The sequence below is a fragment of the Runella zeae DSM 19591 genome, assembly GCF_000423565.1.
GTDB lineage: Bacteria > Bacteroidota > Bacteroidia > Cytophagales > Spirosomataceae > Runella > Runella zeae.
In genome coordinates this window covers 66,145-82,704 of record NZ_KE384045.1, presented here as the reverse complement: position 1 = coordinate 82,704, position 16,560 = coordinate 66,145, and the positions used below count along the sequence as shown (strand labels likewise).

At 39.0% G+C, this 16,560-nt stretch carries 13 protein-coding genes; 9 read left to right on the top strand and 4 right to left on the bottom strand.

All coding sequences use genetic code 11. From position 1 onward, the window contains the following. Positions 1 to 215: 215 nt before the first annotated feature. Together G563_RS0131095 and G563_RS0131090 are read right to left on the bottom strand one after the other, a co-directional pair. On the bottom strand, positions 216 to 1,265 hold the full coding sequence (locus G563_RS0131095; RefSeq protein WP_229598592.1) for a FecR family protein: 1,050 nt from the start codon (positions 1,263 to 1,265) through the stop codon (positions 216 to 218). Between the two features lie 100 nt (positions 1,266 to 1,365). Continuing rightward, positions 1,366 to 1,974, bottom strand: coding sequence for an RNA polymerase sigma factor (locus G563_RS0131090; RefSeq protein WP_310586574.1), 609 nt, complete (start codon positions 1,972 to 1,974; stop codon positions 1,366 to 1,368). A gap of 410 nt (positions 1,975 to 2,384) precedes the next feature. On the opposite strand from G563_RS0131090, the gene G563_RS0131085 reads away from it, so the two are divergent. Both G563_RS0131085 and G563_RS0131080 read left to right on the top strand, forming a co-directional pair. Beyond that, positions 2,385 to 3,851 carry an MFS transporter gene (locus tag G563_RS0131085; RefSeq protein ID WP_028668770.1) on the top strand — a complete coding sequence of 489 codons (1,467 nt, stop codon included), beginning with the start codon at positions 2,385 to 2,387 and terminating at the stop codon, positions 3,849 to 3,851. Between the two features lie 245 nt (positions 3,852 to 4,096). Further along, positions 4,097 to 5,113, top strand: coding sequence for a glycoside hydrolase family 43 protein (locus tag G563_RS0131080; RefSeq protein ID WP_028668769.1), 1,017 nt, complete (start codon positions 4,097 to 4,099; stop codon positions 5,111 to 5,113). A gap of 26 nt (positions 5,114 to 5,139) precedes the next feature. Here G563_RS0131080 and G563_RS0131075 read toward each other — a convergent pair whose 3' ends face one another. Beyond that, positions 5,140 to 5,826, bottom strand: a complete 687-nt coding sequence (locus tag G563_RS0131075) for an NUDIX hydrolase (protein ID WP_037328681.1) — start codon at positions 5,824 to 5,826, stop codon at positions 5,140 to 5,142. Positions 5,827 to 6,100: 274 nt separating this feature from the next. Between G563_RS0131075 and G563_RS0131070 the strand changes: the two genes are divergently transcribed. Next, on the top strand, positions 6,101 to 8,347 hold the full coding sequence (locus G563_RS0131070) for a TonB-dependent receptor (RefSeq protein WP_028668767.1): 2,247 nt from the start codon (positions 6,101 to 6,103) through the stop codon (positions 8,345 to 8,347). A 1,054-nt stretch (positions 8,348 to 9,401) separates the two neighbouring features. On the opposite strand, the gene G563_RS0131060 is transcribed toward G563_RS0131070, so the two are convergent. Next, positions 9,402 to 9,728 (bottom strand): hypothetical protein, encoded by a 327-nt coding sequence (locus G563_RS0131060; RefSeq protein WP_028668765.1) that lies wholly within the window; start codon positions 9,726 to 9,728, stop codon positions 9,402 to 9,404. Positions 9,729 to 9,953: 225 nt separating this feature from the next. On the opposite strand from G563_RS0131060, the gene G563_RS0131055 reads away from it, so the two are divergent. The 6 genes from G563_RS0131055 (at position 9,954) to G563_RS0131030 (ending at position 15,996) form a co-directional block, all read left to right on the top strand. After that, on the top strand, positions 9,954 to 10,715 hold the full coding sequence (locus G563_RS0131055) for a YwqG family protein (RefSeq protein WP_028668764.1): 762 nt from the start codon (positions 9,954 to 9,956) through the stop codon (positions 10,713 to 10,715). 358 nt (positions 10,716 to 11,073) lie between these two features. Beyond that, on the top strand, positions 11,074 to 11,655 hold the full coding sequence (locus G563_RS0131050) for a Crp/Fnr family transcriptional regulator (RefSeq protein ID WP_028668763.1): 582 nt from the start codon (positions 11,074 to 11,076) through the stop codon (positions 11,653 to 11,655). A gap of 81 nt (positions 11,656 to 11,736) precedes the next feature. Further along, positions 11,737 to 12,354 carry a hypothetical protein gene (locus G563_RS0131045; RefSeq protein WP_028668762.1) on the top strand — a complete coding sequence of 206 codons (618 nt, stop codon included), beginning with the start codon at positions 11,737 to 11,739 and terminating at the stop codon, positions 12,352 to 12,354. A gap of 377 nt (positions 12,355 to 12,731) precedes the next feature. Then, on the top strand, positions 12,732 to 14,303 hold the full coding sequence (locus G563_RS0131040; RefSeq protein WP_028668761.1) for a hypothetical protein: 1,572 nt from the start codon (positions 12,732 to 12,734) through the stop codon (positions 14,301 to 14,303). Between the two features lie 214 nt (positions 14,304 to 14,517). After that, the gene (locus G563_RS0131035) at positions 14,518 to 15,342 is read left to right on the top strand and encodes a helix-turn-helix domain-containing protein (RefSeq protein ID WP_028668760.1); all 825 of its coding nucleotides are present in this window, start codon (positions 14,518 to 14,520) and stop codon (positions 15,340 to 15,342) included. Positions 15,343 to 15,420: 78 nt separating this feature from the next. After that, on the top strand, positions 15,421 to 15,996 hold the full coding sequence (locus tag G563_RS0131030; RefSeq protein WP_028668759.1) for an NAD(P)H-dependent oxidoreductase: 576 nt from the start codon (positions 15,421 to 15,423) through the stop codon (positions 15,994 to 15,996). Positions 15,997 to 16,560: the final 564 nt, after the last annotated feature.

Sequence of the window (16,560 nt, the reverse complement as noted above, 5' to 3'; positions counted from 1 at the left end):
TCGTAATACATACATTTGTTTGTTTTGTTGTTTTTTGGAAGAAATGACAAAAACAGTTTACTGCCTTTTAGGCGAAATGTGTCATACCTACACATTTCAAAGTAGTACAAGCGATAGTGTTGGTAGCACTATCGCTTTTCTTTTTTGAAAAAGGAAAGAGATAGATTTTAAGACTTCATTATTATTAGTTTGGTTAAGATTTAAACAAAAAATGGTTAATTACATCCTTTACTTTGGATGACGACTTTGTTATCGATTATTTGGTAAGTAGATTCGATGGTCAGGCAGATTAATCGGATTTTTTCAAGAAATGGTAAGTCGTTTAATTGCCCTGTAAACGTGCAAGTGGAGAGTTTTTCTCGCTCATATTGAATAGGCATATTATAAGATTCTTGCAGCTGCTCTAAAATGTCAGATACATGGGCATATTCATACGTAAACTCCTGATTGACAACGTCGGAAGGATTCTCTGGCACTATTGGCGATTCTTCTTGGGTTATTTTGTTCGTTTTGATTTCAATACTTAACTGTTGGTGTTGAGTAAGTAAAGTGGGCTTATTGGGCGAAGCTATAGGCATCACCGCCACTTTACCTGACTTTACTTTTACCGAAGCCACTGTCTCTCCCTCAAACGAACGTACTTGAAAACTTGTACCCAATACTTTGGTAGTGAGACTATTGGTATAAACAAAAAAAGGTTTCTGGGGGTCTTTACTTACTTCAAAAAAACCTTCTCCTTTCAAAAACACTTCCCGTTTAGCGGTATTTACGGCTGTCTGGAACCGTAAACTGCTTCCTTCTGACAACACCACCGATGAGTTGTCAGGCAGTAAAACCACCATAGGCTGTTGGGTTGTATTACTTACCTGCCTCCATTCCTCTTTCTTGAGGGCTTTTTCTTCGGTGCGGGTCGTCAAAGGGGCTATTTGTGAAGTATCTGAATCCCGAAAATAATACCACGTCACTACACTCATGATGATAACAGCCGCCACCCCACGGAGCCAAGTCCAGCTCAAAAGCGGTTTTATAAAAGAGGAAGATTCTTCAGAAATCAGTTCTAGTATTTGTTCTTTTTTTAGAGAAATATCTTGGGCCGAGAGAGTATCTTCTTTGCCTTCAATCGCCAAAAATGTAGCAACGGCTTGTTCGTATATTTCTCTTTTTTCGGGATAAACCTGGAGCCACTCTTTCCAAAAGAGGCGATCGTCGGGCTGTCTTTCCTTCATCCAACGTTGGAAAGCTTCATCCTCAAGAAGTTCAGCCACAGAAAAAGGGTTTGGTGAAAGGCTCATTGGTACTTTTCTACTATTTTTATTGATAGTATGAAGATACGTACCCTAGATACCCTAGTGAAAGCTAATTTTTTTAAAAAAAAGTACAAATTATCATAAAGAGAGGTGCTACTAGCCAACGATTACGCAGCTTGCTGAGGGCTTTTTGTAAAAAATTAGAAACTGATTGACGATTTACATTCATCATTTCAGCAATTTCACATACCGATAAGTTTTCGTAATATTTCAAATATAAGGCTTCTCGCTCACGAGCGGGAAGAGTATCAAGTTGTCTTTTTAGTTCATTTACTTGAAACAATGCCACTTCTTCCTGAATGAGTAACGTTTCGGCGTCTACTTCTTCGGGCAAGGCAGTGTCCCAATCCGTCTCTTGGTGACTAAAGTGTTTTTCGGCTCGTAGATATTGAATGATATGGCTTCTCAAAGATTTTAATAAATAATGTTTTACCGAAAAAGTATCGTTGATTTGAAGGCGATTTTGCCAAAGCTGCAAAAACAAATCTTGGATACAATCCTCCACCGTTGCTTCATCAATCATAAATTTTAGACCATAGCGGCGTAGTGTGCGATAATGTCGCTCAACAATCATCCCAAGCGCTTGCTTATCGCCCTCTCGATATGATTTCCATAGTACATGGTCTTGAACTGGAAAAGCCATAGTAAAACCGAGTAATATAATCAAACAAAGATTTTTTGTGAATAGTCTAACAAAAGTAATAAAGTTTCAATATCTTATGGTATTTTTTACAATAAGTTGAAATTTATTTTTTTATAAAGATTGATTTTGAACATAATACAAAAATTTGACGGAGAATCTTCAAAATAAGCAAACACCTAATACACTGAAAAACAAACACTTAACCTGAAAAACAAAAAACATTTACCGATATTGTAAAAAATACCATTAGTATTATAGTAAACATTACCATAAGTTTGCTTTCCTATTCAAATCTACCTAATTGGGTGTACTTTGGGGTTAAAGGGGTTTAACCAACATTCAAGTAGATAAAATTTGAAATTAACCTATGATAATTTTGTAGGGCTTCGACATGAAGCCCTACTATTTTAATCCATATTAAATCAACCACTCTCATGAATTCCAGCAATCAGAGACTCTCAGTTCTCGAAAAAATTGGGTATAGCTTAGGCGATTTAGCTGCCAACCTGATTTTTCAGACATTAATGACCTTTTTAGCGTATTTCTACACCGACGTTTACAAAATCCCTGCTGGTACGGCAAGTGTCATTATTTTTGTGGGGGGCTTGTTAGGGGCATTTTTCAATGTCTTGATGGGACTCATCGCCGACCGAACCAATACACGCTGGGGAAAATTTCGGCCATGGATTATCTGGACGTCTGTTCCTTTTGGCGTGATTTCATTGTTGGCTTTTTCTACTCCAGATTTTGGGGAAACAGGCAAAGTTGTGTATGCCCTCACCACCTATCTGCTGCTCGTCATTGTGTATTCGGCCAACAACTTGCCCTATTCGGCGTTGAGCGGGGTTATTACGGGCGACATGAAAGAACGTAATAGCCTCTCATCGTATCGTTTTGTGGCTGTGATGGTTGCCCAATTTATCATTCAATCATTGCTTTTGCCTCTGGCGTTGTCGCTTGGTCATGGCAACAAGGCCGTGGGGTTTGAAAAGGTAATGCTATTTTTTGCCATTGTAGGGGTGATTTGTTTTTGGATTACTTTTTTCACTACTAAAGAGCGTATAGTGCCCCCCGTTGAAGAAAAAAACTCCATCAAACAAGATTTAACAGACCTTGTTAAAAACAGACCTTGGGTCATTATGCTGGTCGTAACTATCTTGGTGTTTGTCACCTTAGCCCTCAAAGGCGGCATGTACATTTATTATTTCAAATACTATCTCGACCCTGCTGCCCAAGCGGCTTATCTAGAATCCATTGGTTTCAATGATTTTATTCAGGGCTTAAACACCACGATTACAAGCTTAGGGCTAGGCAAATTTGAATGGCCTGAAGATGCCCCTACCTCCGCCAACAGTGTTTTTAATGCGGGTGGGATTATTTTTATGATTGTGGGAATCATGTTTTCAAAACCCCTAGCCGACCGTTTTGGGAAGCGTAACATTTTTGGAATTTTCTTGGCACTTTCGGCGCTGTGCTTGCTGATGTTTAATTTTTATGCCAATACCAGCATTGGTTTGGTATTTTTCACCCAAATTCTCCACGGCTTTACTTATGGTGTAACGATTCCGTTGCTTTGGGCCATGATAGCCGACGTGGCCGATTATTCAGAATGGAAAAATAACCGTCGCGCTACGGCTATTATATTTTCAGCTATGATCTTTGGGTTAAAAGCAGGTTTAAGTATCGGCGGAGCTTTAGGAGCAGGGATATTGTCTAAATACGGGTATATAGCGGAGCAAACTCAACAAACCTTAGAGGCCGTCAATGGCATTCAAATGGCCGTCAGTATTTATCCGGGATTGATTTTCTTGGTAGGTACTGCTTTATTGTTTTGGTATGAAATAAACAAAACAATGGAAGTACGTATTGAGACCGATTTGAAAGAAAAACGTCAGCGGTAGGTTTTAGACTTCTCCTTCGTCGAAGTGACAAAAGTTTAGGTGAAGTGACAGAAGTTTAGGTGAAGTGACAGAAGTTTAGGTGAAGTGACAAAAGTTTAGGCGAAGTGACAGAAGTTTAGGTGAAGTGACAGAAGTTTAGGCGAAGTGACACAAGTTTAGGTGAAGTGACAGAAGTTTAGGCGAAGTGATAGAAGTTTCTCACATCCGACAAAAGTTGATTACAGCAATTAATAAAAAATAAAAAAATGCCAGAAGAAAGCACGTCACACATTGATTTTGAGGAGCTTAACAAACGAGCTATTTCTCAACCACTGGTTACACATTTGTTTACCGCCGATCCTTCGGCCCACGTTTTTGACGGAAAAATTTATATTTATCCTTCCCACGATATTGACGCAGGAGTTCCGTTTAATGATGACGGAGATCATTTTGGGATGGAAGACTATCACGTCTTTTCTATGGAATCGCCTGACAGCGAAGTAATTGACCACGGTGTGGCGCTCCACAAAAACGATGTTCCTTGGGCTGAGCGACAAATGTGGGCACCTGATGCCGCCCACAAAGAAGGTAAATACTATCTTTATTTTCCAGCCAAAAACCACGAAGGAATTTTTCAGATTGGTGTGGCGATTGCCAACTCTCCCACCGGGCCTTTTGTGGCAGAAGAATCCCCCATCAAAGGCAGCTATAGCATCGACCCCGCAGTGTTTGAAGACACCGACGGAAGTTATTATTTATACTTTGGAGGCATTTGGGGCGGCCAATTACAAAAGTACCGCGACAACATCTATCACCATGAAAATGAAGAGCCTCTTGCCAATGAAACCGCTCTTTGCCCTAAAGTAGCCAAGTTGACCGATGATATGCTAGCACTTGCCGAAAGTCCACGAGATGTACAGATTTTGGATGAAAAAGGAAATTTGTTGTTGGCAGGCGACAACGAACGGCGTTTTTTTGAAGCTCCTTGGTTGCATCGCTACAATGGCAAGTATTATTTTTCGTATTCGACAGGCGATACGCACTACATTTGTTATGCTATTGGCGATTCGCCTTATGGCCCTTTTACGTATCAGGGACCCATTCTTCAACCCGTGATAGGTTGGACTACGCATCATTCGATTTGTGAAGTAGATGGGAAATGGTTTCTTTTTTACCACGATTCAAGCCTCTCGGAAGGCGTTACACATCTACGCAGCATCAAAATGACGGAGTTGGAATACGATGCTGATGGCAAAATCCAGACCATTGAACCTTACTTATAAGGCGGACTTTGGGCGAAAGGGCGATACTATACCTCAAATGTAAACCCTTTCGCCAACAGTTTATTGTACACGTTTTCATCAAACCTATACAAAGTAGCCGCACGGTGCGATACATCCTGTTGACGTTCGTTTGTATCCACTAATAGATTCATTTTCAAAAACTTCTTTCGAAAATTCGATTTATCGAGTTTTTGCCCCAAAATCGCTTCATACAGCTCTAACAATTGCAAGAGCGTAAATTTTGACGGAAGTAGATTAAACCCAATCGGCTCATGTTGGATTTTGTGCTTTAGAAAATCAAGGCAATCTTGAAAAATTTTGTTGTGGTCAAAAGGCATCGTAGGTATATCTTGGATATTGAACCACGACACATCGGCTTCGGTAGGGCCAGGGTGAAGTTCAAACTTTTCAATATTGACCAAGGCATAATAGGCAATCGTGATGACGCGTCGAGGTGGAAATCTGCGCACTTCGCCGAAGGTTTTGAACTGCTCTAGATAAATATTCTCCACGGAAGTCTGCGACGACAATATTCGCCCAGCAGCTTCGTCGATACTTTCGTTGTACCTTATCCAACTGCCTGGCAAGGCCCATTGGCCTAGCGTGGGCCCGATTCCGTGTTTGACTAAAAGAATGGAAAGCTGGGCGTCCTTAAATCCGAAAATAAGGCAATCGATAGACAATGCGTCTATTATCTCGTCGGTGAAATTCAAAGGTATCCTAGGTTAATGATGCTAAAAACGAAACAAAACTGCTCATTTTTTTTAATACTCACTACAAAGCTCACGCAAATCTCCTAAGATTTGGAAAGAATCTAAGCATCTAATAGCAAGCAAAGTAAGATTTTCAGCGAGTCAACTTATCGCGGAAAATTTTATTTTTAAATTTTTAGAAAATATTTTCTAAATTCAATTTACTTTCGAACAAACATACAAGTAGTACTTTTGTGCACAAATTTTAGTACTCCTTTTATTCATTCACAAACACATGAAAAAATCTATTTCCACACTTCTTCTTCTTTATTTGAGTATGTATGCCGCTTTTGCTCACCTTGGCAGTGTAGTAGGGAGAGTTGTCGATAAAACCACCAAACAGCCCATTGTAGGGGCACACATCCTTATAGCCGACCACAACAAAGGCGCCGTCGCGGATGCTGCTGGTTACTTTAGTATTCAGCATTTATTGCCCAACACTTACCGAGTAGAAGTATCTTTTGTGGGATACAAGGCACAAAGCCAAATCGTCGTTGTTAAAGAAGATGAAACCATTAATGTTGATTTTGCCCTTGACCAAACTTCACTCCAACTCAGCGAGGTGAAAGTCTCTGCCGTAAACCCCCAACATCAACAGGTGATTTCGAGCCTTGATATCAAAACCCGCCCTATCAACAATTCTCAAGAAGTGCTACGAATCATACCTGGGCTAGTGATTGGTCAGCACGCAGGCGGCGGAAAGGCCGAACAAATCTTTTTGCGAGGTTTTGATATTGACCACGGTACTGACATTCGGCTTACCGTCGATGGGATGCCTATCAACATGGTTTCTCATGCCCACGGTCAGGGATATGCCGATGCGCATTTTATCATTCCCGAATTGATTGAAAAAGTAGATTTTAAGAAAGGACTTTATGATGCCGACAAAGGCAATTTTGCTACGGCAGGTTGGGCTGATTTTCGTACCAAAACCGTACTTGATCAAAACTTCGTCAAAGCAGAAGTGGGACAATTCAACACTTATCGTTTAGTAGCAGGAGCCAACTTGCTCAAAACCGCCACCAATAATGCTTACATAGCCGGCGAATACAACTACTCTGATTCTTATTTTGAAGCCCCTCAGCATTTTAATCGGGTCAACTTGCTCGGCAAATTCCATAGTCACCTTTCCAAAAATACCAACTTGACCCTAACGGCCTCTACTTTTTGGAGCCGCTGGGATGCTTCAGGCCAAATCCCCGACCGCGCCGTGGCCGACGGTACTATCGGCTTCTTTGGGGCGATTGACCCCAATGAAGGAGGGGAAACTAGCCGCACGAATTTCAATGCCGAACTCGTGACCCTGACCAAGCGAAACCACGTATGGAAAAACCAGCTTTTTTATTCTAATTATAATTTTACCCTTTATTCCAACTTTACATTTTTTCTGGAAGACCCTCTCAATGGCGACCAAATTCGGCAACGTGAAGCCCGAAACTTATGGGGTTATAATAGCAACTACGCTATCACCCATAGTTTAGGCACCAAGTCAGCCACTTTCAATGCGGGTATCAATTATCGCCTCGACCTCACCTCCGATTCAGAACTTTCTCATACCAAAGATCGCTCGCTCCTACTCGAAGCCTTCAAACTTGGGAATGTCAATGAAGCCAATGTAGGTGTGTATGTAGACGAGACTCTCCAGCTCAGTCCGCGTCTTTCGGCCACGGTGGGAGTACGGTTTGATTATTTTCGCAATCAATACACTGACCAATTACAGAACAATACCGTTTCTAAGTCCCAAGCATCGATTGTGTCACCGAAGTTGAATCTGTACTATACTCACAATTCCTCCTTACAATTTTACCTCAATGCTGGTAAGGGCTTTCACTCCAACGATACCCGTGCGGTGGTCGAACGTAGCGGTTTGGAAATATTGCCAGCGGCTTATGGCTTGGATGCCGGAACAGTCTGGAAACCGATTCCGCGTTTGCTCTTCAACGCCGCTTATTGGTATTTGTGGTTAGATCAGGAGTTTGTATATGTAGGCGATGCGGGAGTAGTAGAGCCTTCAGGCAAGTCTGTACGCAAAGGAGTGGATGTGTCGCTACGTTATCAAGTGGGGAAACGGCTTTTTGTGGATGTGGATGCTAACTGGGCCAAGCCTCGTGCCGTTGGAGAAGCCGAAGGACAAAACTACCTCCCCTTGGCTGTCCATTTCACGAGTATTGGGGGCTTAACTTGGAAAAATGAAACTGGTTTTAGCGGAAGTTTACGTTATCGCTATGTAGGAGACCGTCCTGCCAACGAAGACTACAGCATTATAGCCAAAGGATACTTTGTATGTGATGGTTTGCTCAGTTATACTAAAAACCGTTTTATGACTAGCCTCTCCATTCAAAACATTTTTAATACTCGTTGGAAAGAAACCCAATTTGCAACCGAAAGTCGCCTGCAAAATGAAACCTCTCCCGTAGAAGAAATCCACTTCACCCCGAGCACGCCTTTCAATGCTAAATTGAGTTTTACTTGGAGTTTTTAGGACTACTTTTTCCAATATTTTCTACAAAAGTCGCCAGAAATTAGCCTTTTCTGGCGATTTTTGTAGAAAAAAAACACTCCATTTTCTATGCGTATTAGTTTTACCTATCAGCCCTCTAACCTAACCGCTGAGGTAGATATAAGAAAAAAAAGACAATGACCAAAACTGGACATTTCGTAATTGGATACAAGACACCTTTAGCAACGGGATTTACAGAGGTAAAAATTTACATAGTTTCAACTTTAAAGACATTATTTTTGAACCCTATTGGACAATAGTATATGAAACAGATTGAAGAAACAATAAGTTAAACAACCAAATTCCAAGCCCAAGATCTGTACCGATCAACTCACCTTTCTTACACAATCGCCGAGTCGGGCGCGACTCCAAGGGGGCATTAGTAATGGATACGTTGTCAAAACACAATGATTTTAACTTTCATATCTTAAAGGGAGTTAAACAAACTCTCCCGATAGTAATGAATACAATAGGTATCCTGCCCAACTCACAGCAAATAACACTCCAACTATATTTATAATCTTTCTTTCAAAAGCTTTTGGGTTCATAGTCTGGTTGAATATTATGAAAATTATCATCGTTGGTATAAACCCAAAAAGCGAATAAAGAGCAATTATTTTCTGCCATCGCGTGAATTCAAATTTGTAAAAAATATTAGCTAAAATAGGAGTTACAATTGCAATCAGACAAAAAAACCAAAAACTAATTATTACCTTGTTATCTTTCTTTCCATTTTGATTAGTCATTTCAAGAATTTAATTTAGATGGTCATTTAAAGTAGTATCTGTAAACTTACCAAACGAGCATAATTAATTTCCTAATTTATCTGATTTCTCATGCCCCTACCCCCTATTTTCCAAGTTTTATCAGCTGTATTTCAATTCTTCACACTTCAATCCGTTAATCTTTCTTTGCATTTGGGAATAAAACCATTTCATTTTACTAATATTTGGGCAACAAAAGCACTTTCCTCAAGTCATGTCTTAGGAAAAGGCATTATATAATTTAAGCCTTTAGGAAGTTTTTAAATCTACTCTTACTTATTTTGTTTTATTATTTTTTTTAAAATCCATTTATTATTCTTTTTAACAGCTAATCCATCATATTTGACACTCCCTTCTAAACCATTTATTTTTAGTACAAAGACTAGCGAATCTTTTTTAGTATCGCTTCGAGAATAAGTAAACTCATATCCCTGATAACTCCCAATTTCACTATAAAGTCTTCTCTCACGAGTCAAGTCACTAACCAATTCTTCATCAAAATTCGGCTGACCATATTCTAAGAGAGACTTAACAACATAGATTACTACATAAAATAACAAAACCCCACAAAAAACTTTAATCAACAATTTGTTTTTCATTTATTTTCACTTTTTCAAAGCCCTCCATAAATTTAATTTTTACCGCTATTACTAACAAATAGTTTACCCCCACAGCTCTCAGGGTAGTAAAACAGGCGGGGAGTAAGCAGATTTATTGTATCACAAATATAACCCTTTTCAACTAAATTCGTAACTTTGAAATACATTCAAATCTCCAACTTTGTCAAGCGCCAAAACGTTCGACAATAAAAACAGAAGCTACAAATGATACCAGAATTTTTAGAAAAATTTAGAGCTCAGATTGAAAAATATAGACTTGAAACAGTTAGAATTTTTGCTCATCCAAACAAAAATGGACAGAAGTTAAATCTTAGGCAAAGCAAATTTCTAGGACAACCTTATATTCCCCAAAGCCACTCTTACCCAACCTGCTCAGACGGAACACCTATGATAATGTTGGCTCAAATCAACTTTTCAGAAATCCCTAAACTTGACGACTACCCTCAAAGTGGTATCTTACAATTTTTTGTACATCCAACTAATTGGTATAATATGGAGAAGAAAGATTACAAAATAATTTTTCACGAATTGGATAACGAAGAGCCATTGAGTGACTTTAGTTTTTTAACAGATAAACTTTATAAAGAAAGTCCAATTTACTGCGAACACACATTGATATTTAATAAAGAAACCGAATTTGGCGGATGCGAAGACTTTCGGTTTCAAATAGATTTTGACGGCTTAGACTACTTCGATTTTCAAGAAACACTTCCAAAGGAGCAGCAAGAGCAAATGGATAATTTATTTTATGTCATTGGGCATAAAATTGGTGGTTATGCCTATTTTACTCAGTCGGATCCAAGAGCATATAACAAAGAATCAAAACAAGATGTGTTGCTTTTACAAATTGACACTGACGATGAAATAATGTTTGGCGACTGTGGAGTTGCAAACATTTTCATAAATATAGATGACTTAAAAAATAGAAAATTTGAAAATGCGTATTTCAATTGGGACTGTCATTAAAATAATTTACTATCGTCACTAAGCTTTTGCGATGGATAAAAATCAAGCCATAAAGGAAATGAGTGACCTCAAGTAGCGTTGAGCATTGCTCCTTCCCCCTTTTTCTTGTATCATGGAGTTATCGCCGGCAATACAACTACATTAAAACCTGCTTCTTTTTTGTCTTGGCCTACTAAGACGCCGTTCTTATGAAACTGACAAAGCCCAACATCCTCTTATTTCAAGGCCATTTTGGGCTCTAAAAGGAGCATTTTTTTTATGCTTTTTACCTGATTATTGGATTTTATCCAAGTTAGGCTTACTATTGTAACAGTAGCGACACGTATCACCAACAGCCGAGCCGTACTTACAAAGAACAATGAAAACCATCCTATTTGACTTCATCTCCAAATACATTACGCTGACAGAAGAGGAAAAGAACGCACTCCTTAATTTGGATTTATTTCACTCGGTAAAGAAAGGAACAATTTTACTCAGTGAAGGGCAAAAATCGAAAGAGAGCTACTTCCCCTTAAAAGGCTGTATCCGAACATATTATATACTAGACGGTGAAGAAAAAACTACTGCTTTCTACACAGAAATGGAGGCGCTGACCCCTCCCTGTGTCATCAGCAAAACGCCGTCCGATTATTATGTAAGCTGTGTAGAAGATTGTATCCTTCTCGTTTCAAATTCTGACATGGAAGCAGAGGTAAACCGTAAATTCCCAAAGTTTGACACTATGTGTAGAATACTGTCCGAAGAGCTGTTAGCGAAACAACGAATTGATTTTGACGCATTTAAGACTTCTTCCCCCGAACAACGGTACCTCAACTTACTCCAAAATCGACCAGACCTTATCCAACGTGTACCACAGCATCAACTAGCGAGCTACTTAGGTATCAAACCCCAATCCTTGAGCAGGCTAAGGGCAAGAATTGTAGAAAAAGATAAGGGATAGGGTTTCTTTTCTTAACTTAAGTGAAGGAGTCAGGGTATCTCGCCAATCTACCTTTGCATTATCATTTAACAACTAATTGATATGCAAAAGAAATTTTTATGGATTGGACTTGCCCTACTGCTGGTAAGCGGTTTAGAGGTAAAAGCACAAAATGCAAAACAAGACAGTACTTATAAGCGATGGTTCATTGGCAGCACGTTGTATTTGTTGGGCAATTTTACTAAAAATCACAACCCTGAGTACGTACAATTAAATGTTGGATACCGGATAACACCAAAAGATGTTGTTTCCATTAGATTTAAAAGATCCGTTTACGACTGGCCATTAGGTACGCCTTGGGGAAAAATATTTGATGGTACGGAAGATACCTATCCTGGACATGCACGCATACTTGCACCTACAATAGGGTACCAGCGGTTTTGGTGGAAAGGAGTTTATACCGCCGTTTATGCGTTGAATGCTTTTGAAAAATACATGGATAACAATAACAAAAAGATTGGAAATGGGTACACCTTATATCTAGACTTTTATTTAGGTTACCAGTTTAAGTTTTTTAAAGACCGCTTCTTTTTTGAACCAGCTATCGGAATTAGTTATTGGCCTCTCAGAACGAATGTTCCAGCCTCTTTTAAAGCAGTAGAACAAAAATGGCCTAACTACTTTATTCAACCAGGACTTGATTTTGGGTTTAAGTTTTAAAACTTCAATTCTTAACGTAAGTGAACGATTTTAGGTCTAGCCCCACTCTACCTTTGCCTCATCGTTCAACATCAATATTAACAGACAACACACAACACTTACATGCGGTGGTAGAAGTCATTTTTCTTTGTCTCATTATCCGTTATTCATGAAAATGGCCTCGTAATGAAGCATAAAAAAATTATACAGCTTGGTGTAAGAAGTGGTATCAGGAGTCATTGTAGATAAATCAAAGCCTACTTTTGAAAATGATAATTGTCTGAATTTTTGGGAAACTTGCAACCTAGTTCATCATTGGTTGGATAAGTTATTTTGTTTTCAAAATGATGTAAAGCTTTTAATTCCGATATTTAGGCAATTACTAATCTTTACAACCAATGAAACAAGAAAGACTCATTATAGTGCTTTTACTGCTTGCCTTTGTAAACTTTGCCTATTCACAAACCAAATCCAACGCTAAACCCGTTAAAACCACTACCACTTCTAACAAAAGTACATTGAAAGGTGCATTGCTCCCTAGCGACTACAAATACTACCTCTTGGTTCATAGAGGGTCATCTGATGCCGTCGAAACTAAACCTTATTATACCTTGTCTACCAATACAAACTATCTCTCGCCCGCTGAAGGTAATTTCAGTGGCTATGGTGTCATTCTTGACATACGAACGGGAAAAGAAGTATCGTGGTGGCCCGGAAAAGGGGAAACGTATTATTCTAAAAAACATAAAATGTTGTTTAATAGAATACCCAGCAGTCGAGATCATTTGTTAGGATTCGATTCAACGGGTGTTTTCAAGTATGATATAGAAATGGCAACGGTTAGCAAAGGGTCAGCCCTAGACAGAAGCTCCGTAAAACTATCTACGGATTGGTCAAAAGGGTATTTGATTTTTAATAATGATATCTGGAAGGTTGATTTTGATATAACAAAAGGGCAGTTTTCAACACCGACCCAACTTACCTTCAATGGTGCCATGACGGGAGAAATCTTGTTTGTGAAAGGAGAGAACGCTATCGTAGGACAGCAAACCTTCCAAGATGATAAGATGATTAATTTAACTACCGGAAAATTTAAAGAAATAGATGGTGATTGGATTAACAATAATACTTATATCACTGATTGGTTTTATGCCACTGATATAAATGATCCTTCCAAAAGTGGTTGGTGGTCGTTGGAAAAACAGTTATTTCTTCCCAGCAGTCCCAAGTCATTTCATTCAATGTGGTTGAACAGAACCCAAACAAAAGCGTTATTGTGTGGATTTCCGACCTATAACGGGGAGGGTGGGCTAACTGACAATGATCAGCCTGCATTTTCAGTGAAAGATTTTGAAGCAAAAAAACCATCGGTACCTATCCCTACCCCATATATGAGCTCCAGCGCCAAAAGCTTTTTGTTTATGCCCAATGGCTTTACGGGCGTTGTCGATACTTCTCATGGACTCCTAAAAGAGTTTTCGCCTGACTCAAGTCGGCTTCTCTTAGGCAATGCCGGATGGGTTGGAGGCAATAGAAGCTATTGGACCAAGGAAACGGGCGTGGTAGTGTTGGATGTTAAAAATTTGACTGAAAAAGTCATTCCTATTCCATTTACCGACAATCAGTATAAATGGACGGACAATTCGCATATTATTTTCAACGCTAAATCAGGAACAAAAATCGCCAACGAAGAAATCACGACCGCAACCCAAGGGACGTATATTTATGATCTTAACACCAATAGTTACAAGCGTATTTCAAACTATTTAATCAACGAAATTAATATAGGAAGGACAAACCTTAGTATTGATGTGTGGTCGTTTGCTGAGGTCAATTTCGTCGTATTTAGGGCAAATGACCTATTATTCAGATGTCGGCCCGATGGTAGCGAACTTACGCCTATTGTGAAGTTTCCAGGATTGTATGCTATTGACGGGCGGTTTCTTTCGACAGATATTGAACTTCGTTAATTGTATTGCATTCTCACAAAATTCTTGATTCGATAGGTATAGCTTATTGATTTTATGAGTGCAAAATGCAACTGTACCGATTTAAACAATGGCTTATTTCGGTACAGTTTTTATGATTCCTCTCAATAGGAAATTTATTGTTTTACCAATTAATATTTTCACTGTTGTGCGGCAACTTCATCCACACAACTGTACAAATATTGCCACTTAGAAAATGACAAAAAACGAGGATAAATACACAAGTCTTACAATAGCTGTCCCGATAGACTATGAAGATATTTTTTCTCATTTTTATTATGCTGATAATAAATCTTCCGCCATCATTTCCAAAACATTTTTGCCTTCGTATCAAACAATCTTAATTTTTAACTTTGGAGAAAAGGCCATTCTTAATTCTAAAAATAGCACAGAAGTAGCTATTGATAGATGCTTTGTATTAGGCCCCGTCAAGCAAGCTTTTGATTATTCTTTGCCCTCTAATGCTCAAATTTTAGTTGCCAATTTTAAAGACGATGGTTTTTACCGTTTTTTTGGTCACGCGGCTATTGCCGAACATTTCCCAATAAATCCTGACAATTTAGTAGATAAAAATTGTTTTACCGCTTTGTGGACAACCCTCAATAAAATAGAAGACATACACCATCGAGTAAATTTTATTCTTGATTTTTGCCAACCTTATTTAAGGGATAGAAGTATCATTGCTGAAAGGCTAGCAAACTTTGATGATGAAAATCTGAACCCCATTAAATCGGTTGCAAGTCAACAAAACCAAACGGAAAGAAACATCCAACTCAATCATAAGAAACTTTTAGGCTACACTTCCAAGGAAGCCAACCGTTATCAACGATTTTTGAAAGCCATCGCACTCATTCAAGACATTGCTTCAACATCCACCAAAATTGATTGGTTTGGCATTGTCAACCAATGTGGTTATTATGACCAAAGCCAACTCATTCACGACTTCAAACATTACCTCCACATTAGCCCGACAAAGTATCTGAAGTTTCAACAAGATATTTGTATGGCAAAGGCTGAATAAACCCCATTTCGTTTTCTTACAATTTTAGCAGACTTTGCCATTCTACTTTTGTCCTATCAAATTAAACAAAATAGGACAATGAAACATTTAATAATTTATGCCCATCCCAATGAGGGAAGTTTAAACCATCACTTTATGCAGACGGTGGAGAAAATTCTGCAAAGTAAAAACCAAGAAATCGAAATTAGAGATTTGTATCAACTCAATTTCAATCCGATTCTTTCGCTCCAAGATATGCAAGGACAACGAATCGGGAAAGTTGCAGAAGATGTTAAACAAGAGCAAGATTACATTTCGTGGGCAGACCATCTTACTTTCATTTACCCCATTTGGTGGACAGGAATGCCGGCAATGATGAAAGGATATATTGACCGAGTTTTTAGCTACGGATTTGCTTACCGTTATGACCAAGGCATCCAGAAAGGTCTGCTTACCGACAAACAAACCACAATCATCAATACGCAAGGCAAATCAAAATCGGAATATGAAAATATTGGAATGGACAAGGCACTCTCTTTAACATCCGACAAAGGAATTTTCACCTACTGTGGGCTTGAAATTAACCAGCATTTCTTTTTTGACAAAGCCGATAAAACACATGCAGAAACAATAGAAGAGTGGTCAACTCAAATAAAAAACCATTTCTCAAAATGATTTTTGTTGTCAAAACTTAGGTCATAACTGAAAAACTGCCACAAATCAGGACTTTGATTAACGTGAAAGTAATAAACCAGTTGCTAACGTAGTATTCCCAAAATGAGGGCTGACGGAAGTATATCAACTGATGTTCTTCTATCAGCTTTTGTGCTATATTTGAACTGACGTTTTTCAAACACCCTGCCTTCAGCAATACCCGAACCGTTGGCTACAATTATAAACAAGAAGTGCAAATGTTTTGGCAAGAGCACATAGACATCCTCAAGAAAAAGTATCCGCAATCCGACTTTCGAGATCCTTTTACAGATTGGCCCACCTAACGCAGGCGGGGTTTTGACCCCCGCCTGCGTGTCTCGCTGCTTCATTTGAACTAACCCAGAGGGCTTCAAGCAATACCTTAAAGACATGTCTCAATACCTATTACGCGGTCTCTATCGCAGGCGGGGTTTAGACCCCCGCCTGCGTGTCTCACTGCTTCATTTGGACAATATTTAGTTTAAAAGATTCTTGTACACAGTTTAGATGTCTCAATACCTATTACGCTGTCTGCTTCATTTGGAC